We start from the raw sequence: 24,741 nt of genomic DNA on the forward strand, positions 1-24,741 counted from the left end.
GAGACGCTATTACGCAGAAATGAACCGAAATCCGGCATGTAGACTACAAATAGAGGCTCCTGTTTCCGTTAGAATCTTGAAATGAACAATAAAGGCGATTTAGCGTCTCTGGTTTCCGTTAGAGGTCCGAGCTGACGCGTCTGCGATGTGCAATCACCTGTAAGGGTGATTTTGTTCTTTGGGAAACTATGGATTTTCCGAACCTGTTGATAACGAAAGCTAACGGAAACCAGAGACGCGAAAGTTCCATTTTTGCATAGAACAAAGGCGGCGGCAGCACGAGCTCTGCTGTTACAGTCAATCATAAGAATGAGCAGGAGTAGTAGTAGTAGTAGGCTATCCTGCACATTTGCAGGGTAGCCTACTCTTTTTAATGGTTTAGGAGAGCTATCCTGTACGTAAGCAGGATAGCTGCCCACAATGGAGATCAGATGGCTGGAAATGAGCTGAAATGACGAGCTATAATGCGTGAATACAGGATAGGTTAGCTAGAGCGTCCCAATAGTGTGAAGTTACTGCAAAAGTGCAGGATAGCTTCCGCGCTGGGAGTAGGGGAAGGGAGGATTTGAGAAGCGGCATCGAGCGTAGGGAAAGTTGAGGAAAAAGACGATGTGCGTGTGTGAGTTTTGTGAAGTATATGGGGGGATATACAAACATGCCTAGAACAAAGGCAGTGCCAGCAGTCGGAGTGCGGATAATGAAAGCTAACGGAAACCAGAGACGCTAAAGTGCCATTTTTGGTTAGCGTCACATTTTAACGGAACAGGGAGACGCTATTTCGCAGAAATGAAGCGAGATCCGGCATATAGGGGACAAATAGAGGCCTGTGTTTCCGTTAGAATTTTGGAATGAAAAATAAAGGCGATTTAGCGTCTGTGGTTTCCGTTAGAAGTGTGAGCTGGAATAAAGGGCAGAATCACAGCAGAGGGATGGGGCACATAGTATAGAGGAGTGAGAGTCCGAAAAAAATGAACAAGCAAAGAGGGGATATGGATGCCGAGAATACCTAATTTTCCTCAGGAGCTGTTGGATGAGCATCGTGTATGGCATCATACGAATCATTTGACGCCTGGGACAGTGCCGCCGCCTGGTTACGGGGAACGCTTCTTGAAGTTTCATCGGGATTACATCAATCGCGTGTACAATTGGCATGATTCTATGGGCTATGATCGAAGCTGGATTGCAGGCTGGCCCGAGATTCCAGAAGCGATAAGGCGTTCTCCCTGCTATAATGCAGCGGCTGAGCAGCGTGTGCAATTTAATCCGCGCTCGTTCACGTCGGCAGATCAGCTGGGCAGCTTTATTGAGACAAATCTCCATGGCTGCTTTCATGAAATGGGGGCGCGGATTTATAATCAGCCAGAGCTCAACGATTTTGATCTTGCGCCGCGGCATACTGAATTTTATAATATTCATGGGCTGATAGACCAATGGTATACGAATTGGGAACGTGCGTGGGGGGCTCGCGTACAAACCAGCAAAAACGCTGCCGGCATCAAGTACAGCCGTGCAGCGCCCGCAGTACGCTCGTATAATAAGAAAAGTCGCGCGGCACGAATTGCTGCGCCCGTACCAAGCGCTGTACGCTCGTCAACTGCTCGCTCTGAGCGCCGAGTTCAACCCCAACTGCCGACAGCTCTGCTAAAGAGCCCTCAAATAGTGCAATCAGCTCATCCAGATCAGCCTCGTAAACGCCAGCCACTTCTTCAGGCTGCAGCTTTAGTTCGGTCAAAGGGAGCTCGCACACGAGGCCAAAAACGTCGCTAACCTCGCGGTCGATGAAGGGGATGCCGTTCACAAGCCCGCTTGCATCCTCGCGAGTTTGGCAGAGAGGAATGAGCTGCTCGAAGGCAGCACTCACGCCCAGCTCCTCCTCGAGCTCGCGAATCGCCTCGCGGATAGTCTCCCCTGCGGCCAAATGACCTGCGGCCGTTATATCGTAGCAGCCAGGATTCGTATCCTTACCCGCTTGACGCAGCTGGAACCGCACGTATCTGCGGTTCTCCACGCGCCGCGTCAGCCAGCAATGGAAGGTGCGATGCCAATAGCCGCGTGCATGCGTCTCTGCGCGAGTAGCAGTGCCAAGCGGCTGCAGCTGCTCGTCATAAATGTCGAACAGCTCATCAGCCACGTGCAGTTGCCTCAAGCTGGGATGTGCAGTGCTTGCAGCGTGTAGCCTTGATTGGTACATTGGACAAGCAGTAAGGGCATTCCTTTTCCGTTGCTTCTACAGGCGCGACTTCCTTTTTCTCATTGCGGCGAAGGATGTTGATTACCTTAACGAGCATAAAGATACAAAATGCGACGATGAGGAAATCGATCATGACATTAATAAATTGGCCGTAAGCGATAGAAGGTACAACTGCATCAGGGTTCGCAACTTTGAACACTGCTTCGCCTTCCTTTGTATACAAAGGAATGGTCAGATCTTTAAAATCAATCCCGCCGATTAGCCGTCCGATCGGAGGCATAATCATATCATTGACGAGCGAAGTGACGATTTTTCCGAACGCTCCGCCAATAATGACACCGACTGCGAGGTCGATGACATTGCCTTTCATTGCAAACTCTTTGAATTCCTTAACAATTTTCATAGGTTCTCCTCCTAAGACTTCTTTTGAAGCTCAAACATGCTCCATAAGTATTTCCTTTTCCTATCATAATAGCCGAATTTGGAGTTAATAGAAATCCCTCTCATGTTATTGCAATTATTTGTAATATTTTGTGCGAAATGAAAGGACTTTAGTGTGGATTGTCGAATTTTACTATTAAGAAGTGAATATATGGATACTTAAGGAGTCTTATGGCCTACTCTATAATTATTGGAAACCCCTATTATCTCATTTTATCGATTATAATTATGTGCTTTGCTTCCTATACCATGCTGAATATGATTGAGCAGCTGCAGTCCCGCAACCAACTTGCTGTCTTCAACTGGATTATTGGTGGAGCCTCTGTATTTGGACTAGGTCTGTGGACGATGCATGTGGTCTCGCTGCTCGCATCCGATTATAGATTGGTTATGAATTGGTCCATGCTATTTGTTCTGCTCTTATCTACAATTATGGTTTACGTTTCATTACGTGTACTGAAACAGAAGAGGGCTGTGCGAGGACGCTATCTATTTAGTGCACTATTAATGGCGCTTGGTACTAGCATTTTGCAGTATATGTCTATGCTGTCAGAATCAACGGCCGGTATAAAAATGAATTGGCTGCTTTACATGCTTTCTTTTGGAGTGAGCTTCCTCGGCGCTTATTTGGCTTTTTACTGGCTGGCGGCGAAGACCTCCAAGTATAAGCTTAAAGGGTGCTTGTCGCTGGGTTTGTCTAACATGGCGCTGCATCAGATCGGTCTGCATGCACTAAAAGTAGAGTATAGAGATATTTTGTCAACGGATTTACTAAACGAATATTTGCTCCTGCTTGCGTTTTTGCTGGGGCTGTCTACTTTAATTATTTTGAGCTTTAGTCTAACTACATGGCTCACTGCGAGCAAATACAGCCAAATGAATGAGCGTTACAGGCTGCTTGTTGAAAACTCGATGGATACGATTGCGTTAATTAACGGCGACAGTTGGGAGTTCATGAATCGGGCTGGATTGAATATGTTTGAGGTGGAGTCGGAGAAGGGTATTATAGGTACAAGCATTTATCAGCTATTGGATGAGAAATATCATTTTGAAATGGAAGCGTGTCTCTCGGCGGAACAAAGCAGTGAGGAAGCATCTATGAAGCCGATCGAGCTGCAATGGAAGTCGCAGCAGGGTACTCTGCTCCATACGGAGATGGTTAGAGCAAGCTCCTTTTTCTCTGGAAAACAAATTGTACAGGTCATCATTCGCGACATCTCCGAGCGCAAGAAAAATGAAGAGCTGCTTATCAACTCCGAGAAGCTGTATGTAGCGGGTCAATTGGCTGCAGGCATAGCGCATGAAATCCGAAACCCGCTCACCTCGTTAAAGGGTTTCTTACAGCTCATTACTACGGGCAGGGGAAATAGCAGTCATTTCTATGACATTATGAAATCGGAGCTTGAGCGAATTGAAACGATCGTTAGTGAATTGCTGATGCTCTCGAAACCGCAGAGCTATGAGCTTGTTCATCATGATTCCGGTCGAATCATGGAAGACACGGTCAACCTGCTGCAGACGCAGGCGATATTGCATGGCGTTACTATTGAATTCGAGCTGGAAGCTCGTCCACTCTGGGTACTTGGCGTTGAAAGCCAGCTGAAGCAGGTGTTTATTAACTTACTCAAAAATGCGATTGAATCTATGCATAGCGGTGGCGTGGTTTCTATTAGCATGTCTTTGGAAGAAGAGCAAGGCGTGATCATCCGAATTAAGGATGAAGGCTCCGGTATTGGCAAGGAGCAGCTGGCTAAGATCGGCCAGCCCTTCTACACGACGAAAGATAAAGGAACGGGACTCGGCTTAATGGTTACTTACAAAATTATCGACAATCATCATGGTCAGATAACGGCAGAGAGCGTTGTCGGAGTAGGGACCACCTTTATCATCAAGCTGCCCTACAAGGAGCATACTAGTATGAACAAGAAAAGCAAGGCCGAAGCATAAGAAGGGACTTCCAAGTGCAAGTATGCAAATTCTATAGCAGCTTTTATTAGGATAGGCGATGAGCCCAAGAATGCTTCCGTGTGAGGTATTCTTGGCTTTTTTAAATGTAGGAAAGTATAAGTTTCACCTTGTAAGCTGTGATGCATTAGGCATGGCCCCTAGCTTAGATGTTAGGCATGGGGAGGATTTTTTTTGTATAATAGCTGGAGGAGGGGATTGAATTTGGCAGAACCGCTGAAGGCCATGTATGATGGCGATTTTTTGGAACAATTTGCGAGTCTGGTGAAGAAGGCTTGGAGTCCCTTTAATGAAGCTGTTTTTGTAGAGCGCGTCAGGGACGATAGCTGGGAGCAGCTGGAGCTTAAAGCGCGTGCTCGTAAAATAACAGAGGCACTGGGCGCCGAATTGCCGCAGTCCTATGAAGAAGCATTGGCTGTTCTATATCAAATAGATGAACAATGTAGAGGTCTTCCTTTCATTTTTTTTCCCGACTTTGTTGAAGTTTTCGGGATGGCGCCGCAGCATTGGGAGCTGTCGCTAGCTGCGCTGGAGAGATTCACAGAGCGTTCGACTGCTGAATTCGCGATTAGATCATTTATATTAAAGGATCCGGAGCGTATGGCTGCACATATGCTGGGCTGGACAAGCCATCCGAATGAGCATGTCAGGCGTCTCGCGAGTGAAGGTATCAGGCCTCGTCTGCCTTGGGCACAAGCGCTGCCGCTCTATAAGCGGGATCCTTCGCCGATTATTCCGATTTTGGAGAAGCTGAAAGGGGATTCTTCCCTTTATGTTCGCAAGAGCGTTGCCAATAATCTAAATGATATTGCGAAGGATCATCCCGATTTGGTGATCGAGCTAGCGAATGCTTGGCGAGGACAGGATGTACATACGGACTGGATTATTCGGCATGGCTGCCGAACCTTGATCAAGCAGGCCCACCCGCAGATTATGAGTCTGTTCGGCTATTCTGAGCATGAGGCGGCTGATGAGGGAGTTACAACACTTGTCAGTGCTGCTGAGCTGCAGGTTGTCCCAAGCTCGGTATCGATTGGGGGAGAGGTGTCATTGCAGTACCGGGTACAGCTGCGCGAGGGCGAACAAGCCAAGCTTCGTATCGAATATGGCATTGCATTCGTAAAGTCTGGAGGGAAAACGTCGCTTAAACGATTTTTGCTATCGGATCGCGAATATGCCGGCGGAGCAGTGGCTTCGGCTGTTCGCGTTCATCGTTTTGCTAATTTGACGACGCGCAAGCATTATGCCGGACTTCATCGCGTGACGTTGTGGGTAAATGGAAGAGAAGTTGCAGCAGCCGATTTACTTGTGACGGAGGCTGATCCGCAATGACTATTGGCGCCCGCGTTTTGAAGACGGGAATGGCTCTTGCCTTGGCAATTTATTTAAGTGATTGGTTTGGCTTTGCCTCACCGCTAATTGCAGCTGTGGCAGCTATATTCACGATACAGCCGTCTATTTATCGATCCTGGCAGCGTGTAGCGGATCAGGTACAGACGAATTTATTAGGCGCTGCGATCGCCATCATTGCCGTAAGATTGTTTGGCCATACACCGATAGCAGTCGGACTCGTCTGTGTTCTTGTCATTCTAATTAGCATTCGTCTAAAAATGGAAAGCACCATCAGCTTGACGCTCGTAACGGTAGTCGCGATTATGGAGGCGAACGGTCAAGGCTGGAGTGTAGCAGTTGAACGGCTGTTGATGGTGCTTACAGGCATTGGCTCTTCTTTCGCTGTGAATGTGCTCATCTTTCCACCGCGTCCAAGACGTCAGTTTACAGAGCAAGTACATCAGGCTTATGCGCAATTGTCCTTGCTGCTGCGAACAGCCGTATCCAATGAAATGAAGGAGCAAATCTTCCGTCAAGAGAAGGAAAACCTCCATGTTACGCTGCGCAGGCTGGAGGACCGCTATGTCGTTTTCGAGGAGGAGCGGAAGGTGCTTGCTCGTGCGAAGACGAGTCATACGCGGCAGCTGCTTGTTTCCAAGCAAATGATCAAGACGCTGCAAAAAGGGGCAGATCTTCTCGATGTGGTCGAGGAGCATTATTTTGCTTCCCCTAGTGCGGGCGAATGGGCGCTGCGCTTTGACGGACAAATTGAGGATTTATCCAAGTATCATGAGCAAATTCTGCTGAAGGCACAGGACAAAATGAAGCCTAATGCGCTAATCGAGCCAGAGGAGGAGCGTGAGGCGCGTTTTGTAAAAGAATTATCCGCCTATATTATGGATGATCCAGATGAGCATAAACGACTCGTCTTTGTCGCATCGGGGCTGTTCGAATACGCGTACCATCTGCGCCGCCTGGAAAAGCTGATCGATCAAGTGAATCAGCGAGAGGAAAGCGCGAAGCACAGCGGAGAAGCTCCTTTAGCGAAGGAAAGAGAAGCCGCTAATAAGGGATAATCGCCCGCAGCATGAACGAGAAATAAAAAACAGCAGGTAGAGCCACGCGTATAAGCGAGTGCTCCACCTGCTGTTTTTGTTGAAATATAGGAAAGTATATCATTTTGCGATTCTTTCTCTATATTTCTCCGGAATGAAACGCGCCACCGCCATAAGGACGGCGACAGCCGTTTCACCTTGTACATTCTAGCAGTGTTCTATTGATCGTCGTCGGTTTTATTGCTGCCCTCGTGACGGCGAGGATGCTGCATATGTGCTTCTGGATCATTGTCATCATCATGTGGGACCAGTCGTGGATCGGTATGCCCCTTATGGTGATTGTTGAAGAAGAGTTCAACTAGCTGCCATTCCGTTGCTCCAAGTATAGGATCAGCTGGGAATGTGTCGCCACGCTCAAGCTGCTCATCACGACCCCATTCATTTCGGTACGTACCCTTTACCTCAACCGGCTCCCCAGACATGGGATTCATCTCATTATGATTATTTGTATCGCTCATATGGTGTCACCCAACCTTCCTATTCTCATAATTTGTGCTGCGACACTGCTTTGTGATCGGCATATTCATCTTCACAAGAATATCCTCAACAGTGTGCCACAAAAGGAAGAAATGTATGAGCCAAGGTACTATTTTCATAAGGCTCAACCATTCAGCTGATAACGGGATTCGAGTCGTTTGCCCCCAAACCACAAGACTAGAACAGCAGTAATCGAGACAAAAATACGCCAAGGCTCATCCACCAGATTGCCAATATCGAAGCTGATCAAGGAGATACAGAAGATCATAACGGCCTTTCCGAGCAGCGTAGCAAGCAGAAACGTGTGAAAAGGGATTTTGCTCAGACCTGAGACGACGGTAATAATGACCGACGGTGTGAATGGAAAGCAAGAGAGCAAAAACAACGGCGTAAATCCTCTTTTTTCCACCCAATTAAAAAACCGCTGCGATTTTGGAAAACGTTTCTCCATCCGTCCCTTTACATTTCGCCCCAGCTTGCGGCTAATCCAAAATACACAGACAGCGCCGGTAGTTACGCCGATCCAGGAGAATAAGAAACCAAAGCCCAGACCGTAAATATTGGCATTAGCCGCAATGATAAGGATTAAAGGGAGGAAGGGGAGAAACGATTCAATCATCGGCAGCAAAATGCCGGGAAAAGGCCCCCACTGGGAATAGCTTTCCAGTGTCCATTGTATGGAATCGAGATCCAAGTGCTTTATGTATTCCAGCCAGTTGCGCCAATCGTCCATAGTGTTAACCCCGTTCTAATTTGTTTGTAGCTTTATCATTTACAGTGAACAGCCGGATCGGGAGGAAAAAATAAAATACGCCAATGAGCCCAAAAAGAATTGCACTCATCCAGAAGACAGCTGCCTCTCCTCTCCAAGCAGCAATCAAACCGCCTATACCGGGTCCGATCATGACGCCAATACCTTCAAAGGTCGATAAAACACCCCAGCCAAGTCCTTCTTGCTTCGGTGGAACATAGGCGGCCAGCAATGCATTCCATGCAGGAAGGATAGCGGAATATGATAATCCAAGACCTGCTGATATAAGTAAACAATACCAGAACGTTAGACCCGAGGCCAGCAGGTACAACCCTAGCGAGAAGAGCATGAATCCCGCCGTTAAAAACCACTTTTTCCCGCCCAGCTTATCGGAGAGCGTTCCCATGGGAACAAGACCAGCAACTGCGCAAACCCCTCCTGCCGTAAGGAGTATGGAGTATTGTGTGCCAGAGAGCCCGAGCTCTTGATCTGCGAAGACAGGCAAAATCGGAATGAGCATGCTCGCACCTGTCGTCTGCAAAATCATTCCTGGCAGAAGCAGCTTGATATGGCTGAGTCTTTCCTTAAGGATGATGAACTGCTGTCGCATGGGTATGCTGCTTGGCGTATTTGCCTTTTCTTTGCTCATAAAGAGCGTCAGCAGACATGCAGCTGCGGACATGCTGACAAGCAGTTTGTAGGTAAACGATACGTTATAATCGAGTAAAATATTACAAACAATTGGACCGCTCCCGAGACCGACCATCCAGATCGTGTACAGCAGTCCCATTTGGGTAGCGCGCTTCTCCTTCGTAACCTTCGTCAAGCAGACAATCCAAATGGGTGACATGCCGATGCCATATAACGCAGCAGATCCAATTAACATCCAGGGCAGCTCCGCAAATTGCAGCAAATAAACGCCGGCAAGCGAAATTATCAGACCGGCCTGTACGACGATTCTAATCGAGAAGCGATCTAATAAATAGCCAATCGCCATTTTCAGAAGAGTATCGGTTATATAGTGAGCTGAAATAGCAGCTCCGATCACATCGGGAGCAAGTCCCAATGATTTGGCGCCATATATAGGCAGTAAGCTGACAAGAACAGCTCCTCTTACAAACTCGACAACGAACAAAATAACGGAGATAAGACGCATCTCCGCCCCAAACCAACCGTTCTGATTTGTATGCACGGACAAGCCCTTCTCTCCTATAGAGTCGCTGTATTCTCCATTATACGCAAATTGGATAACATATCAAAAACAATGGCTTCCGCTGCTGCGTGCTTAACTTGAAGCTGCTTCGTGGACAGCTTGCTTACGGTAAGAAGGAGTGGGTCGCGCATGAGTTTCAAAATGCTGGCTGTGAGCTCCCTAGCCTCATAGGATATAACAGCTGCTCCCTTGGATGCGAGATAAAGCGCATTTTGTTTTTCTTGTCCAGGAACCGGTTTATAGATAAAGATAGGCAATCCGGCAGCAATTCCTTCGGAGAGCGTAACGCCGCCAGGCTTGGTTACGAGACAATCAGAAATGGCCATTAGCTCATGAATAGACTCTAGGTAGCCATACACTTGCAAGCGTGAGGCGCCTTCGCGGTTTTGAAATTGCTGCTCTATGGCGTCCTTCATAAGAAGATTGCGTCCGCATACGAGTGCGATCTGGATGTTATCGTCCAGAAGAAGCTGGCTGCATATTTGGAATAGATTGGGGACAACACCCTGCGCGCCTGCCATAATAAGAACGACCGGGGAGTCGGGGCTCAGCTTATAGCGGTCATATAGCAGCGAGCTAGCTTTTGTTGCGTAAAAACCGCGCTTAAGCGGGATTCCGCTCACTTGAATGGCAATTTCGGGAATGCCTAGCAGCACCAGCTCTTGCTTCAAATCCTCGGTTGCCACATAATAGCGGTCGATGCTGGGATGAACCCAGCGGCGATGCAAATCAAAATCGGTGATGACAGCGTAGGAGGGGGGCTGAGGGCTATTGCGCCGTTTAGTCTCCGCAAGCCCAAAGCCCGGAAAGGTATGTAGAACGATATCCGGCTGCTCTATTTCGAGAATTCGCCTGATCTTATCGCTTCCAAAGGAATGAAGCAGGCTGCCGAAAAAGGAATCATGATTCATCAGTTTAGTGAAATCATACATCCAGCCGTATAGTGAAGGCATAGAAGAGTAGCTTTTTAAGTAGAATCGTCTGGTCAGCTCGTTCAGCCAAGGGTGAGATTCTGCCATTAGATCTATCATTACAGTATGATAATTGCCTGTCTCCTCCCATGCGCCCTTAATTGCGCGAGCTACTTGCAGATGGCCTTCTCCGTAAGACGCGTACAAAATGAGCAGCTTCGGCTGTGAATCGTTAACAACAGAAATCATAAGCACACCTCCTGCCGTTAGTGTAGCCACCAATTGTCATGCGATGATGAACGCAGTTTGGTTAAATTGTGTAATTTTTGTATAATGGTTACGTAATCCATCCTATTTCAAAAATTGAAGGAGCGATGATTAGAATGCAATACACGAAGCTGGGAAGATCGGGACTGCGAGTAAGCCGTTTATGCCTTGGTACGATGAATTTTGGAGTAGATACCGATGAAAAGGAATCATTTCGTATACTAGATGCTGCGCGAGACGCAGGAATTAACTTTATTGATACCGCGAATATTTATGGCTGGGGAGAGAATGCTGGCCGTACAGAAGAAATTATCGGAAATTGGTTCGAGCAGGGCGGGGGACGCCGCGAGAGTACAGTGCTGGCTACCAAAGTAAACGGGGACATGCATGATGCTCATGATGGCCCTAATAGAGAAGCAGGCCTTTCAGCTTACAAAATTCGCAGACATCTGGAAGGCTCGCTGAAGCGCCTTAAAACCGATCATATAGAGCTTTACCAAATGCATCATATCGATCGCAGCGTGAATTGGCAGGAGCTTTTTGGAGCATTTGAAATCGCTGCACACCAAGGCAAGATCGGCTACATAGGAGCAAGTAACTTCGCAGGCTGGGATATTGCCGTAGCACAGGGGGAGGCGAAGGCGAGAGGCGCGCTTGGCCTGGTGTCTGAGCAGCATAAATATAATCTTTTATGCCGTTTGCCAGAGCTAGAGGTACTGCCAGCTTCGCAAGCGCTGGGACTCGGAGTTATTCCGTGGAGCCCGCTTGATGGCGGCTTGCTGGCGGGCAATCATCGCCGCAAGGATGGAGGTCGCCGCAGCGGTGATTCGAAACGATTCGAGCAGCATAAAGACAAGCTTGAAGCTTATGCAGCATTTTGTGACGAGCTTGGCGAGCCGGAGGATCTTGTATCACTTGCATGGCTGCTTGCTAATCCAGCTGTGACCGCTCCGATTATTGGCGTGCGTACGCTGGACCAGTTCAAGCGCTCGCTTCGCGCAGTGGAAATTACGCTAGATGAATCGGCTCTTAAGCGTATAGATGAGATTTTCCCAGGCCCTGGCGGAGATGCGCCGCGCGCATACGCCTGGTAATGCCAAGAGACGGTCTCAATAGGTATTAGTTGCATGAAAAAAAGGGACTGTCACTCAAGTAGTTTTAGCTACTTTCCTGACAGTCCCTTTCGATTTAAAGGCTAGCTCAAATCAACAGATTAAATAGGACAGGGTCTTTGTTGAGTTCTACAAATTGAAAGCCCTTCTTGGACATTCGATCGACAAGCGGCTCGTAATCCTCTTTGTGCTTGAGCTCAATGCCAACGAGTGCAGGACCGTTGTCCTTATTCGATTTCTTCGTGTATTCGAAGCGGGTAATATCATCGCTCGGGCCCAGCACCTGATCAAGAAATTCTCGAAGCGCTCCGGCGCGTTGGGGAAAGCTGACCATAAAATAATGCTTATAGCCCTCATAGATGAGGGAGCGTTCTTTAATTTCTTGCATGCGATCGACATCGTTATTGCCGCCGCTCACGATGCAAATAACGGTTTTTCCTTTAATTTGATCGCGATAGGCTTCCAGCGCAGCAATTGGCAAGGCGCCAGCCGGCTCGGCTACGATCGCATTTTCATTGTACAAATCAAGCAGCGTTGTACATACCTTTCCTTCGGGTACAGAAATAACATCGTCGAGCTGATCTCTGCAAAGCTCGAACGTCAAATCTCCGATCCGTTTGACGGCTGCGCCGTCAACAAATTTATCGATTTGATCAAGCGGCGTAACTTTACCGGCATCAAGAGATGCTCTAAGCGACTGAGCGCCCTCTGGTTCAACACCAATGACTTTCGTTGTTGGAGAGACGATTTTTACGTAAGAGGATACCCCTGCTGCAAGTCCGCCGCCGCCAACAGTCAAAAATATAAAGTCAGGCACAGCATCGGCCGACTCCATCAGTTCTTGCCCGATGGTTCCGTTGCCTGCGATGATTTTTGGATCATCAAACGGGTGAATGAATGCCATGCCGCTGCGGTCGCACTCCGCAACCGCTTCAGAATAAGCGTCATCGAAAGTGTCTCCTGTCAGGATGACCTCTACGTAAGAACCGCCGAAGAAGCTGACTTGCGAAACCTTTTGACGTGGAGTCGTACTTGGCATATAGATTTTTCCTGGAATGCCGAGTGTTTGACAGGAATACGCTACTCCTTGCGCATGATTGCCTGCACTTGCGCAGACTACGCCTTTGGCAAGTACTTCAGGAGCAAGAGAACGCATAAGGTGATAGGCGCCGCGTATTTTGAAGGAGCGAACGATTTGAAGATCCTCTCTCTTCAGCAGCACATTGCAATTGTATCTCTCGGATAACACACGGTTATGCTGGAGAGGTGTACGTGTAATAACATCCTTTAAGTGCATTTGCGCTTGGACGATTTCTTCAAGCCCTATGCGGTGTAACGGTATATTGTTCGTATTCACGGTTGTACATCCTCTCAGCCGTTAATCTTGGTCGGCAGCATAATTATTTGCTTATTATAGCACTATCAATATAAATTGGCGCAATAGAAAATAGTTTTAATCAATAAAGGCAAAGGAGGAAGCGGACGGATGAGGATTATAAAACGATTACTGACAGTCATCATTGTGATTGCTCTATTGCTTGGCGGAGCAAGCTGGTGGCTGATATCCTATATCAAGCCAGAGGAGCAGCTCGATATGAGCTACACACCCATTGATGTGAAGGAGAAGGCGCTGGACATGGTCAAAAAATTAAAGCCAGAGCTCGTCCTTACGGAAGCGGATATTAACCATTTAATCAAAATGAATATGAAAAAAGAGTATGCAAGCAGTGAGAACGGAGTCTCCTTCCTGGAGCTGACGAAGGATCTCCGATTGGACGGCGCTCATTTCGATCTAGAGGAGGATAGGCTGATCGCCCGTATGAATGTTACCTATATGGATCGAATTCCTGCTGAGCTGGACGCTGTATACTCGCTGGAGTGGCAAGCGCCAAACATTGTGCTAAGACCGCAGTCGCTATCGCTAAAGAACATTTCTTTGCCTACTGGCGTTTTGGAGACAATCATTATACCGCTGGATTTGCCAAGTCAGGATATTGTGACCGTGCAGGCTGTTCGGTTCGAGCAGGACTTACTTAAAATTGATTTCAAGCTCCAGCTGAAAATTCAGCTTTAATTAATAATAAAGAGAAAAAACGACAGACAAAGGATAATCCTTCGTCTGTCGTTTTTTTTATTAGGAAATAGACAGGCCAGCACTTGCATAGCCGGCTATTGTGTTGATAAGCGAGGCACCAGATGCAGTCGCAGAGAACACGAGCAGAAGGCGAGTTCCAGTAGTAACGGGAATGGATAAGCCTGAAGTAATACCGCTACTGATGTCCCCAATGCTAATAATGCCGGTGAGTCCAGGTGCTAATGTTACAGTTGCACCTGGTACTTCTGTAAATGAGTTATCCGGTGTTGTAGAACTGAATAGCTGAGCTGAAATCGTTAACGTTGAACCTACGAGTGAAAGTCCCGCAGTTGTACTGAAGTAACCAGCAATCGAAGTAATTGTACCATCGCGCGGCACGGAGAAAGCCAAGTTAAAGAGCGTACCAGCAGCACCTGTAAGATCTATAACTCCACCAAGAATGCTGACACCTGTAGCTGAGGATCCAAAGCCTACCATACTTGAGGTACCTATCAATCCACCTGCTATAGTAGTCAATACGACAGGCAGGCCTGAAGCGAATGGAATAATCGCACCTGCGCCGGTAGCACCCGTAGCGCCGGTCGCGCCAGTCGCACCAGCAGGTCCGACAGCGCCGGTCGCGCCAGTCGCGCCTACGCCTGGTCCTGTCGGTCCGACAGGACCAAGGGCTCCAGCGGGCCCTTGAGGCCCCCGAGGACCTTGAGGACCTCTACGTCCAGTTCCGTAATTCGGAACATTAACTATAACTTTCTTTTTTACTACAACGAGTTTATCTCCATGATTCTTTCTTTTTGGACTACATCCTGATGTTGGTTTTCTAACACAACGTTTCTTGTGGTTATCTGAATAACTCAGTGCAAGCACCTCCTTGGTATTTGCCTTATTCTACGTCTGTACTCTATCTATTGATTGGGTAATAGCTTATAGGGTCATAGGCTTTTATGCATATTTGCGGAAATGTACCTTTATAGGGGAGAGATTGGCCTTGGGAATAAATAGAGTTGCTTCAGCTTCTTGGTATGAAGAATGGATGAAGAAATACATTGACATCTACGTTGAGAATAGTTATCATAATTACGAAAGTGATAATCATTATCAATTAAAATAATTGCATATTCATATATAACGGGAGGCAAAGCAAATGGGTTTGCTTTATGAAATGGTTATAAAGAAACGCAAATCAGCTCTGCTGCTGCAGCAGATTAGTTGGAAGCAGTGCTTTGGAAGCCATACAAGCCAAAGCCATGCTGCTGAGCTGAAAAGATCGGAGCACGTGAGCAGTGCGAAAGCACAGCAGAACGTGCAAACTAACGCAATTTTTTCCTGAAGGGGTGAGAGGTATGCAGACTGAAACGAGTAAGCCTTGGAATTGGCTGCTCTTTCCGTTCTCATCGGTAAAGGCAGGACCTGATGGCTTGTTCGCAGCTTCAGTCGGCCACGGTATTTATCATATCGATGCGGAAGGCAGCTGGGAGAAGCTTGAACAAGGAATTGAGGATCAAACGAATGTAAATCGACTGCAGCTGCAGCATGATTTGCTGCATGCCTGCACAAGCAGTGGCTTGTACGAATGGAACGGTGATGCGTGGGAAAATGACGGCCTGTCGATACCATGCTACCAATATCGCAAAATCGGTGGAAGCAGCTATGCAGCAACAAATTATGGACTATGGTCTAAGGCAAGCTCTAGATGGGAGCAAATTGCCTGCAACGATAAGCGAGTGTATGATTTTATCAATTTGCCACAGTATTTGATCCTTTCGCATGAGAGCGGCATATCACTCTATGATCGCTTTATGGATGATTGGGCGCATTTCGAGCTGGAAACCAGTGTCACGAGCTTAGCAGTGTTTCGAGGTCATTTAATCGGAACGAGTGAGCATGGAGAACTGCTGATTGGTGACAAAAAAGGAAGGTTTGACCGTATTAGCTTCGGAAAGCCGTTTATTTTTTCTGTGCTTGCCAAGGGCAAAGAGGTCTATGTGTGTACAGACCGCGGATTATTCCAGCTTGCTTATATTTGCAATCAGATTACGCTGCTTTCAGTTAAACTGGGCTGCCCAGTGACAGACATTGACATGCAAGACGGTAATTTATATATGGCTACACTTTATCAGGGAATTCAAACCGTAAGCGTTTAATACATTAAAAGCAGGAATCGGAGGAATTATGAATGCCAAAGGTGCTGGTAGTTTATGCAAGCATGACCGGAAATACCGAGGAAATGGCTGAGGCGATTGTTGAGGGTGTGAAGGAAGCTGGAGCAGAGGTGGTTTCTAAGGAGTCTTTCGACGCATCCGCGGCTGAGCTTATGGATTATGATGGTATCATTATCGGTGCGTACACTTGGGGAGACGGCGAGCTGCCGGATGAATTTCTCGACTTTTACGAAGAAATGAGTTCACTAGATCTCAGCGGTAAAAAAGCGGCTGTATTCGGTTCAGGTGATACTTCTTACCCGATCTACTGCGCTTCTGTCAATATTATTGAAGAGAAACTGAAGGAGCTTGGCGCGGAGATTGCCTGTGAATGCATCAAGTTCGAATACAATCCTACTGAAGCAGAGAAGGAGCAAGGCAGAAGCTTAGGGCGTCAAATTGCCGGGCTTGTAGCAGTGAATAGTTAATTCAGCGAGAGAGGCGGGCAGTGTAATGGAGCAATTACCAGCAATATTAAAAATTGAAGACTATAGGCTTGAAGAGCTCCTTCGCTGTCCTGAACGATTCGCAAATATGAAATCAGGAAGCAAGCGGGAAGGCGACGTGAATTGGCGTCAAATGGTCCAGTTCGCAGCGAGTCATTGCGTAAATGACTTTTATAGGTTTTCTGAAACTGCTCGCACACCAGAAGCTATTGAGGCTTCTGTTGAACACTGGTGGACAAATCGAAATTATAAATTCCATTCGCATGAGCATTATTTGCAAATGAAGCAGCAGATCAAGGTACAGCTGAAGGCTTTTCTGCTCGATGGTGCATGTCCCGACATGCCGATTGTTTTCTACGAGCAGCTGTCTACTTATGTGGAGGATCTTGATTTGGAATTATCGCAAATCTTTCATTTGATTTCAAGGGACCAGGGCGGAGCTGCTGATGATTATATTGTGCAGAAGCTAGCGGTTGATGTGGATAAGGAATCACTTGACTTGTTGTTTCATATGACGTCTGTATTTTGTATGAGCGCGTTTGAGAAGCTGCCGACTCGGATTGAGGTGCTTTCTCTGCTCTGTGGAAAACGAATCGTGTTTGAGCCTGATGAGGCAACGCTTGAGAGTTCCTATGATTATATGTTTTTGATCAAAAGCCTGCTTCCTGAGGTGGATGTATTCAAGGTTAATCCGGGCTGGCCCGCACAGTTAGTCATGTGAAACTGTCCATAAAATAATAGATAGCAAATAAGTCCCTAATCAATCTCCATTTATGGAGTGATGGGGGCTTTGTTTTGTTGTAGACAAATGAAATGGTTTTCAAGTAACATGGTCAGTAGTCATTTTTGCATATTTGCACATGAAATAGATTAATAGCTAAGTTTTGCATCGCAAAACTAAGCCTATGCTTACGAAGTAAGTTTTGCTTCGCAAAACTAAGTCTACGCTTACGAAGTAAGTTTTGCTTCGCAAAACTTTAGAAGGAGAGAGATCAGGTTGTCAGAAGAGCTTTTACTAACATTTCGTTCACCGCCATTGCCTTTCTTCATAGAGTCAAATCGTTTAACTTATCGCCCAGGGGAGGAGCATCCAAATCGAACGAATCTGGGCGTCTTTGATCTGTTATTTGTAAACCAAGGTGCGCTACATGTGGCAGAGGACAACCATGAATGGACGCTTGGACCGGGTGATGTACTCATCCTTAGACCTGATCGATGGCATTATTCTACTCGCCCGTGTGAGGAGGATACGGTGTTTGACTGGATTCATTTTCAGACGGTAGGCGCATGGGAGGAAACGGTGGGCAACCAAAGCGGCTCGCTGAGAGGGGATTACTACACCTATGCAATTCGCCTGCCCAAAAAAATGAAGCTTACGTATCCAGATGAAGCCAAACTTATTTTCTCACAGCTGCATGAAGCAGCCAAAAGCTCATCGCATGGTGCTTTCTGGGAACGTCAGCAGCGGTTTCTACATTTGCTTCAAATGCTCGATGAAGGCTGGCGCTCAGATGCGGCTAAGGCGGCAGTATCGGTCGCAGAGCGGGCTGCTGCTTATTTGAAGCTGAATTATCGCAGTCCAATTAGCAACACGATGCTAAGCGATGTGCTTGGACTGCACACCAATTACATTACGCGCTGTATGACGGAGGTATTCGATTGCACGCCGCAGCAATATTTGCTGTATTATAGGCTCGATCAAGCCAAGCTGCTTCTGATCAAGACAGATTGGACCATTGCTCGGGTCGCAGAGGAAACTGGATTCCGTCAAACGCCGCATTTTTCAAGATTATTTGCATCACATACGGGCATGCCCCCGCTTAAATTCAGGAAACGCTTCACGATGTAATAGATGCTCGGATGGTTAACGGTCTGCTATTTTACATACTTTAATCAGCTGTTCTGCATAATTTATGTGTCCTTAACAAAAACTGGATTCAACAACGTGAAAAGGGTGATCGCGATGATTGAACGGTTTTCGTTAACGGCAGATATTGGTGATATTGTGGAGATGTTTCAGGTAAGAAAGGTTATTTACGGGCATACGAACCGTTTTAACGTAGCGCCAACACAGACGGTTTCGATTGTCATGAATGATCGCTTTGATCAAAGGACGCTGCAGGAGTCGAGATGGGGGCTATTCCCTTTCTGGGCGAAGGATGCCATTAATGCAGATCATACGACGCTGTCGGAGAAGCCTTTTTTGGAGAGAATGCTGCGTAGACAAAGATGCGTGCTGCCATGCAGCGGTTTTTTTGGACAAAAGCAGTTCGGGAAAGAGCGTGACCCAAGAGCCATGCACATCGTTGTGCCAAGCCAGCAGTTGATGGGCATTGCAGGCATTTATGACTGCTGGAAAAATGTAAGCGGCAGGGAGGTACGCGCCTTCACGATGATTACGGCTGCTTCGACGGGGGCTATGTCGGTTTGGCAGCCTCGAGTTCCGGTTATTTTGGATGAGGAAGGCATGGAGGATTGGCTGAATCCACGTATTACGGAGTTTAGCGGATTGCGCAAGCATCTGGAGGCTATGGACACTTACCTCATGCGCGCTTACCCTGTAACTAACGCGGTGCATGACGACTTGTACGAATCACCGGATTGCATTCGTGAGATACGTCCGGATTTTGCATAATAAGATGAAGATTAGACGTACATGGCTTGCTCAGTTTCTTAGGAGGCTGGGGCAAGCCATGTACGTCTTTTTTGTTATATGGGAAATTATGGATTCTCCGAATTTGTTGATAACGAAAGCTAACGGAAGCCAGAGACGCTAAAGTTCCATTTTTGGTTAGCGCCACATTTTAACGGAAGTGGGAGACGCTATTCCGTTAAAATGTGGCGAGATCGGGCAGGTAGGGTACAAATAGAGGCCCGTGGTTCCGTTACAATTTTGAAACGAAAAATAAAGGCGATTTAGCGTCTGTGGTTTCCGTTAGAAGTGTGAGCTGATGCGTCTGCGATTTCTAATCACCCGTAAGGGTAAATTTGTTCTGTTTTTGAAAATATGGAGAGTATATCATGTCACCATTCTTCTCTATTTTTCTCGGAATGAACCGGCTGGCGCCGCCAAAGGACGGCGCCAGCCGGTTCATCTTAGCTCATTGGAATACCCTCTATTATGCGCTATTGCTATAGCGGGGAATTAGGGACGTATAAGGTGAACATGAAGTAAGGTGAGCTTGAAGTGAAAAAAGTTAATTAAGCGCGTGCGCGCTGCAGCTCTGTCGTCAGCAGCGGCACCACCTCAAATAGATCACCAATGATGCCGTAGTCAGCAACTCCAAAAATAGGTGCATCCGGGTCCTTATTAATGGCGACAATGACCCGAGATTGACTCATGCCGGCGAGATGCTGAATGGCGCCGCTGATGCCGCAGGCAATATAGAGCTGCGGCGTAACGACCTTGCCGGTTTGCCCGATCTGCAGCGCGTAGTCGCAGTAGCCGGCGTCGCAAGCGCCGCGAGATGCGCCGACTGCGCCGCCGAGCGCGGCAGCCATTGCCTGCAGCGGCTCGAAGCCCGCAGCACTGCGCACGCCGCGGCCGCCGGATACGACGACGTCGGCTTCGGCGAGATCAAGCTGCCCGCCGGCGCGGCGCACAAGGCTGCGCACGGCGGTGTAGAGCTGTGGCACCGTGAACGGCAGAGCCTTCACGGTGCCTGTGATGTCGGCGGCATCCTTCGGCTCTGCCGCCGGCAGGTTGTTCGGGCGCACCGTGATGACCCACGGGCAGCCCGGCAAGAAGCTGCGCCGCTCGAACGCCTTGCCGGCGTAGAGCGGGCGGATGAACAAGGCGTCATTGCCATCGTCAGATGCTTCGATGGCAATGACGTCGGCGACGTGGCCGGCGCCATGGGCTGCGGCCACGCGGGGCGCGAGCTCGCGCCCCATAGCGGTGTGGCCGAGCAGCAGCGCGTCCGGCTGCACCGCAGCCATGGCTGCGCTAAGGGCGGCGATGTACGCCTCGGGCGCGAAAGCGCGGAGGGAAGGATCGTCGGCGATATGCACGACGTCCGCCCCCCGCGTTATTAGCGCGGCGGCTTCTTCCGCCGCGCCGCCGGAGCAGGCAAGGACGGCATGCACAGCGCCGTCCTTGCCTGCAAGCAGCCTTGCTGCGCCGAGTGCCTCCAGCGCTACTCGGCGGAGAGCGCCACTGCGGCTTTCTGCAAATACGAGAATGGTTTTGGACATGAAATGCAGCTCCTCTCCTATAGCTTTGATATGAAACGAAGCATACGCACGAACCAACAAATGACTATTGTTTCTATGAATAGCGGCTCGCAAGCTAGAGCTTTGGCTGCACTTCATTCGGCAAAACCAGCCCCTAAGCTTCATCGTGACCAACATGAGTCCGACGCTTTACGAGCAAGCATTACTCTAGCAACAACCTACCTTAACACATCGACCTATCTCCCAACTCGCAGCTGAATAAACCAATTAGTCTCTACTCCGGTGCTTGAGCCGATGTTTGGAGCATCAGAGCGGAGCTACAATGTAGTTTGTGCAACGTAAACCTGACATAGGAGCCACGTTTGAGAGCTACGCTGCAGAAATGCACTAGAATCAGCGTGAAAAGCCCCTTAGCGCCTCGAAAACGCTAAAAGTATTGTAAAAAGTGCAGCGTAGGGCGATCAGCGTGAGCCAAAGCGGCTATTCCATTGCAGAAAGTGCAATGCGCAGAAGCATTGTTGCTGCTCCAGCTCCTCTCCGCAGCTCCTCCATCGGTTGGCTTTAACGGCTTAGCAGAGCGATGAGCGCCGCGATCTCCCCATGGCCCCTCCATCGGCGTAGCTTCGACTCTAAGCGGAGCGCCTCCCCTCCCACTAAACCCTACAGAAGCTTAGCCTCGTCTCTAAGCAGGGCGACAAGCGCAGCAGCTTGCTCCGCCGGCGCACCGGGAAGGCGCTTGCCCGCTGCACGTGGCGGTGGAGGAAGCAGCTGCTTGCGCTCGGTGCGAGGCGAGAGGCTGCCTGGCGAAAGCGCGCGGCTGCTGATCAGCTCCTCCAGCGTTATGGTGCGCAGCGGCTTGCGCTTAGCCTTCATAATGCCTGGCAGCGACGGATAACGCGGCTCGTTTAACCCTTGCTGAGCCGTAATCAGCGCAGGCAGCGGGACCGTAACCGTTTCCGTATCTCCTTCGATATCACGCTCGACGAGGGCATAGCGTTCAGCGCTGAGAGGCGAAGCCGTGCTCAGCACTCCGACCGTGGATAGAGCGCCTAGCTCAGCCGCGCTTATGAGATTGACCTTAACGGCGGCGGAGGCATGCGGCAATTGAAGCCGCTCCGCTACTTGAAGCGCCACGCTTCCAGCGCCGCTGTCTACAGCAAACAAGCCGGCGAGCAGAAGATCGGGCGCGAGCGGCTTGATTACGGCAGCTATTGCCGCAGCAACGGAGCTGTTGTCATCAGGCAATGCGGTGTTGTCCAGCCGAATCGCCTCATCTGCACCGATAGCGAGAGCGGTGCGGAGCGCATCCTGTGCTCGCTCTGGCCCGCAGGTGAGCGCGATGACCGTTCCGCCAAGCAGCTCCCGCTGACGGAGCGCTTCCTCGAGAGCAAATTCGTCGTAAGGGTTGATGACAAATTTGGCATCTCTTTCATCGATGCCGGCAGCTGTTACTGTTATTTTTTCTTCGGTATCGAACGTTTGCTTGAGAAGCACCACTATTTTCAGCATAGAAGCTCCCTCACTTATTCCGATATTTTGTTGGCACTGTCCATCAGTGCTACAATATGTCCCTTTACAAGCGAATAGACCCCCTGCAATGATCCTCTGCGCGGCATGTTCAAGATCAAAAGCTCATATACATGGAGCATTACAGCTGCTTTTGCCACCTAGGAAGGTGTCATCCAGTTACACGCAGCGCAAAAATGCTTGTCCAACTACTTCACGCATGGCTGCTTGGTTCCATGAACCAGCGTATAAGGGGGGCGAGGCATATGCCATTGTTTTTGACATTCAAACTGGTCGATGATTGGTTGTATTGGGGAAAATGGGCGTTGTTTGCGGCAGTAGTGCTCCTTGCGGCGGGGATGTTTGCTCTTGTTGTGCAGCGGCGAATTTTGTACATGAGGCTGGGGGCACCTGCTGTTTTTAGGCGGTATCAGCGTAAGCAGCAAGGCAAGGACAGCTTCAGCGGACAAGTGCTCGGTCATCGCAGACTGCTGAATGATGTCAGAAGCGGGCTGATGCATTTGGTTTATTTTTACGGCTTTATTGTGCTTCAGTTTGGCGCGGTGGATCTGATTTGGAAGGGCTTGAACGAAGGAGCCCCGCTGCTCGCTTATGGCTGGTTTTCATTGATGCAGGAGATAACCGTTACCCTTGTGCTTGGAGCCGTGCTTTATGGTGCATTTCGCCGCTATGGGGAGAGGCTGCCGAGGCTGAAACGCGGGTGGAAGCCTTCGCTTGTGATGTGGTTCATCGGTACCTTGATGCTCACGATTCTGTTTGCTTTAGCGTTTGAGCGTTTAGCGGCAGCAGCTTCCAGCACGCATATCGTAGAGACGCGCTTCGCTCCAGTAAGCGCCCAGCTTGCCTATTTGCTTGAGGGAGCGGGGATCGAGCCGCATAGCATGACAGCGGGGCTGGGGCTTGAAGTGTTTTGGTGGCTGCATTTGCTTGTGCTGCTAAGCTTCCTTGTCTACGTGCCGCAGTCGAAGCATTTTCATTTGTTGACGGCTCCGGTCAATCTTTGGTTCCGGCGCAGCACGCCGCCCGGACGTCTAGTGCCGCTAAGCTTGGAGGATGAGGAAGCGGAGTCCTTTGGCGCTGGGAAGGTGGAGGATTTTACGCAAAAGCAGCTGCTCGATTTGTACGCTTGCGTCGAATGCGGGCGCTGCACGAATGTATGCCCAGCCTCGAATACCGGCAAGCTGCTGTCCCCGATGCACCTCATCGTAAAGCTGCGGGATCATTTGACCGAGAAAGGAGCTGCGATTACGTCCAAGTCGCCTTGGATTCCCGCTAATCTGTGGCAATCTAAGGAGAATGGCCCATCCGCTCATGTTATGGGAGCTGTGCTTCCCGCTTGGGAGTCGGAGGCAGAGGGAGGAACGAGCATTGCGCCAACGATGGCTGCGCAGGCAGGAGCTTGGAGTGTTCGAGAGGGTTTGAAGCCAGAGGAGGTGCAGTTGATCGGCGAGGTTATCACGGAGGAGGAGCTTTGGGCGTGCACAAGCTGCCGCAACTGCGAGGAGCAATGCCCGGTTGGCAATGAGCATGTGGACAAAATTATCGATATGCGCCGTTATTTGGTGCTGATGGAAGGCAGGCTGCCGTCCGATGGGCAGCGCGCGCTTCAGAACATTGAGCGCCAAAGCAATCCATGGGGACTGCCGCGCGCGGAACGGGCAGCCTGGATTACGGAATGTGAGAGCCGCACAGGTATAAGAGTTCCGACGATGCAGGAGCTGAAGCAGCAGGGCAAAAAAGCGGATGTCCTGCTATGGGCAGGCTCGATGGGAGCCTATGATATGCGGAGCCGCCGCGTCTTGTATGATGTGGTGCGGCTGCTCAGTCACGCGGGCATCAGCTTCGGGGCATTGGGCTTGGAGGAGAAGAGCTCCGGCGATACGGCAAGGCGGATCGGCAATGAGCTGCTCTTCCAGGAGCTGTGCCGTGAGAATATTGAGACGATGAGCAAATATGGCATTCAACATGTGGTCACCGCTTGCCCTCATACCTATAACACGTTCAAAAATGAATATCCAGATTTTGGGCTCAGCCCAGACATCCTTGTGGAGCATCATACGGAGCTGCTTGAGCGCTTGCTCGCTGAAGGCTTACTGGAGCCGCGGCATACGATTGATGAAATCGTAACGGTACATGATTCCTGCTATCTTGGCCGCTATAACGATACGTACGAGGCGCCGCGCAATTTGCTTCGCGCGATTCCGGGCGTAATGATTGAGGAGATGGAGCGCTCGCGCGAAAATGGCATGTGCTGCGGCGCGGGCGGCGGAATGATGTGGATGGAGGAGCATTCAGGCACTCGGGTCAACCATGCTAGAGTCGCTCAAGCGCTTGAGGTTAAGCCTTCAGTCATTAGCTCAGCATGCCCTTACTGCCTGACGATGATGGAGGATGGCCTGAAGGCCTTGTCTGCTGATGAGAAAGTGATCGCGCGGGATGTGGCGGAGCTGCTGGCGGAAAGCGTATTTGGAGAGTAAGTGAAGCGTGACATAAAAAAAGTATTATTTTAACGGGAAAAGGGGGAGCC

22 protein-coding genes are annotated in these 24,741 nt (G+C 49.2%); 12 read left to right on the plus strand and 10 right to left on the minus strand.

Annotated features, from left to right (window positions below; all coding sequences use genetic code 11):
- Positions 1 to 1,495: 1,495 nt before the first annotated feature.
- Together MHI37_RS02355 and mscL are read right to left on the minus strand one after the other, a co-directional pair.
- Positions 1,496 to 2,131, minus strand: a complete 636-nt coding sequence (locus tag MHI37_RS02355) for an NUDIX domain-containing protein (RefSeq protein WP_076337065.1) — start codon at positions 2,129 to 2,131, stop codon at positions 1,496 to 1,498.
- Entirely contained in the window at positions 2,124 to 2,594 is a 471-nt protein-coding gene (mscL, locus tag MHI37_RS02360) for a large-conductance mechanosensitive channel protein MscL (protein WP_076337066.1), read from the minus strand. Before mscL ends, MHI37_RS02355 begins: the two co-directional genes overlap by 8 nt.
- A gap of 209 nt (positions 2,595 to 2,803) precedes the next feature.
- On the opposite strand from mscL, the gene MHI37_RS02365 reads away from it, so the two are divergent.
- The 3 genes from MHI37_RS02365 (at position 2,804) to MHI37_RS02375 (ending at position 7,005) form a co-directional block, all read left to right on the plus strand.
- Positions 2,804 to 4,579 carry an ATP-binding protein gene (locus tag MHI37_RS02365; RefSeq protein WP_076337067.1) on the plus strand — a complete coding sequence of 592 codons (1,776 nt, stop codon included), beginning with the start codon at positions 2,804 to 2,806 and terminating at the stop codon, positions 4,577 to 4,579.
- A 222-nt stretch (positions 4,580 to 4,801) separates the two neighbouring features.
- Positions 4,802 to 5,929, plus strand: a complete 1,128-nt coding sequence (locus tag MHI37_RS02370; protein WP_076337068.1) for a DNA alkylation repair protein — start codon at positions 4,802 to 4,804, stop codon at positions 5,927 to 5,929.
- Complete coding sequence (locus tag MHI37_RS02375) at positions 5,926 to 7,005, plus strand: aromatic acid exporter family protein (RefSeq protein ID WP_076337069.1); 1,080 nt, start codon at positions 5,926 to 5,928, stop codon at positions 7,003 to 7,005. The genes MHI37_RS02370 and MHI37_RS02375 overlap by 4 nt, the downstream gene beginning before the upstream one ends.
- A 197-nt stretch (positions 7,006 to 7,202) precedes the next feature.
- Here the strand turns inward: MHI37_RS02375 and MHI37_RS02380 are convergent, their stop codons facing one another.
- The 4 genes from MHI37_RS02380 to MHI37_RS02395 form a co-directional block, all read right to left on the minus strand.
- Positions 7,203 to 7,502: a transposase gene (locus MHI37_RS02380; RefSeq protein ID WP_076337070.1), complete on the minus strand. Its 300-nt coding sequence runs from the start codon at positions 7,500 to 7,502 to the stop codon at positions 7,203 to 7,205.
- Positions 7,503 to 7,645: 143 nt separating this feature from the next.
- Positions 7,646 to 8,254 carry a TVP38/TMEM64 family protein gene (locus MHI37_RS02385; protein ID WP_076337071.1) on the minus strand — a complete coding sequence of 203 codons (609 nt, stop codon included), beginning with the start codon at positions 8,252 to 8,254 and terminating at the stop codon, positions 7,646 to 7,648.
- Between the two features lie 4 nt (positions 8,255 to 8,258).
- Complete coding sequence (locus MHI37_RS02390; RefSeq protein WP_306010672.1) at positions 8,259 to 9,464, minus strand: MFS transporter; 1,206 nt, start codon at positions 9,462 to 9,464, stop codon at positions 8,259 to 8,261.
- A 17-nt stretch (positions 9,465 to 9,481) separates the two neighbouring features.
- Complete coding sequence (locus MHI37_RS02395; protein WP_076337072.1) at positions 9,482 to 10,645, minus strand: glycosyltransferase; 1,164 nt, start codon at positions 10,643 to 10,645, stop codon at positions 9,482 to 9,484.
- 134 nt (positions 10,646 to 10,779) lie between these two features.
- Between MHI37_RS02395 and MHI37_RS02400 the strand changes: the two genes are divergently transcribed.
- Positions 10,780 to 11,757 (plus strand): aldo/keto reductase, encoded by a 978-nt coding sequence (locus tag MHI37_RS02400; protein ID WP_076337073.1) that lies wholly within the window; start codon positions 10,780 to 10,782, stop codon positions 11,755 to 11,757.
- 106 nt (positions 11,758 to 11,863) lie between these two features.
- Here MHI37_RS02400 and ilvA read toward each other — a convergent pair whose 3' ends face one another.
- Complete coding sequence (gene ilvA / locus MHI37_RS02405) at positions 11,864 to 13,132, minus strand: threonine ammonia-lyase IlvA (RefSeq protein WP_256710529.1); 1,269 nt, start codon at positions 13,130 to 13,132, stop codon at positions 11,864 to 11,866.
- Positions 13,133 to 13,261: 129 nt separating this feature from the next.
- Here ilvA and MHI37_RS02410 point away from each other — a divergent pair, with 129 nt between their 5' ends.
- Complete coding sequence (locus MHI37_RS02410) at positions 13,262 to 13,849, plus strand: hypothetical protein (protein WP_076337075.1); 588 nt, start codon at positions 13,262 to 13,264, stop codon at positions 13,847 to 13,849.
- A gap of 60 nt (positions 13,850 to 13,909) precedes the next feature.
- On the opposite strand, the gene MHI37_RS02415 is transcribed toward MHI37_RS02410, so the two are convergent.
- Positions 13,910 to 14,734 (minus strand): exosporium glycoprotein BclB-related protein, encoded by an 825-nt coding sequence (locus MHI37_RS02415; RefSeq protein WP_083676274.1) that lies wholly within the window; start codon positions 14,732 to 14,734, stop codon positions 13,910 to 13,912.
- 277 nt (positions 14,735 to 15,011) lie between these two features.
- On the opposite strand from MHI37_RS02415, the gene MHI37_RS02420 reads away from it, so the two are divergent.
- The 6 genes from MHI37_RS02420 to MHI37_RS02445 all read left to right on the plus strand — a co-directional run bounded on the left by MHI37_RS02420 (position 15,012) and on the right by MHI37_RS02445 (position 19,149).
- On the plus strand, positions 15,012 to 15,197 hold the full coding sequence (locus MHI37_RS02420; protein WP_076337076.1) for a hypothetical protein: 186 nt from the start codon (positions 15,012 to 15,014) through the stop codon (positions 15,195 to 15,197).
- A 13-nt stretch (positions 15,198 to 15,210) separates the two neighbouring features.
- Entirely contained in the window at positions 15,211 to 16,011 is an 801-nt protein-coding gene (locus tag MHI37_RS02425) for a hypothetical protein (RefSeq protein ID WP_083676275.1), read from the plus strand.
- Positions 16,012 to 16,043: 32 nt separating this feature from the next.
- Positions 16,044 to 16,496, plus strand: a complete 453-nt coding sequence (locus MHI37_RS02430) for a flavodoxin (RefSeq protein WP_076337078.1) — start codon at positions 16,044 to 16,046, stop codon at positions 16,494 to 16,496.
- Between the two features lie 25 nt (positions 16,497 to 16,521).
- Positions 16,522 to 17,235: a hypothetical protein gene (locus MHI37_RS02435; protein WP_076337079.1), complete on the plus strand. Its 714-nt coding sequence runs from the start codon at positions 16,522 to 16,524 to the stop codon at positions 17,233 to 17,235.
- A 276-nt stretch (positions 17,236 to 17,511) separates the two neighbouring features.
- Positions 17,512 to 18,363: an AraC family transcriptional regulator gene (locus MHI37_RS02440; protein WP_076337080.1), complete on the plus strand. Its 852-nt coding sequence runs from the start codon at positions 17,512 to 17,514 to the stop codon at positions 18,361 to 18,363.
- 114 nt (positions 18,364 to 18,477) lie between these two features.
- Positions 18,478 to 19,149 carry an SOS response-associated peptidase gene (locus MHI37_RS02445; RefSeq protein WP_076337081.1) on the plus strand — a complete coding sequence of 224 codons (672 nt, stop codon included), beginning with the start codon at positions 18,478 to 18,480 and terminating at the stop codon, positions 19,147 to 19,149.
- A gap of 566 nt (positions 19,150 to 19,715) precedes the next feature.
- On the opposite strand, the gene MHI37_RS02450 is transcribed toward MHI37_RS02445, so the two are convergent.
- Positions 19,716 to 20,708, minus strand: a complete 993-nt coding sequence (locus MHI37_RS02450; protein ID WP_076337096.1) for an electron transfer flavoprotein subunit alpha/FixB family protein — start codon at positions 20,706 to 20,708, stop codon at positions 19,716 to 19,718.
- Positions 20,709 to 21,347: 639 nt separating this feature from the next.
- Positions 21,348 to 22,193, minus strand: a complete 846-nt coding sequence (locus MHI37_RS02455) for an electron transfer flavoprotein subunit beta/FixA family protein (protein WP_076337097.1) — start codon at positions 22,191 to 22,193, stop codon at positions 21,348 to 21,350.
- A 266-nt stretch (positions 22,194 to 22,459) separates the two neighbouring features.
- On the opposite strand from MHI37_RS02455, the gene MHI37_RS02460 reads away from it, so the two are divergent.
- Entirely contained in the window at positions 22,460 to 24,691 is a 2,232-nt protein-coding gene (locus MHI37_RS02460; RefSeq protein ID WP_256710530.1) for a (Fe-S)-binding protein, read from the plus strand.
- Positions 24,692 to 24,741: the final 50 nt, after the last annotated feature.

Source organism: Paenibacillus sp. FSL H8-0548 (assembly GCF_038630985.1).
Classification (GTDB): Bacteria; Bacillota; Bacilli; order Paenibacillales; family Paenibacillaceae; genus Pristimantibacillus.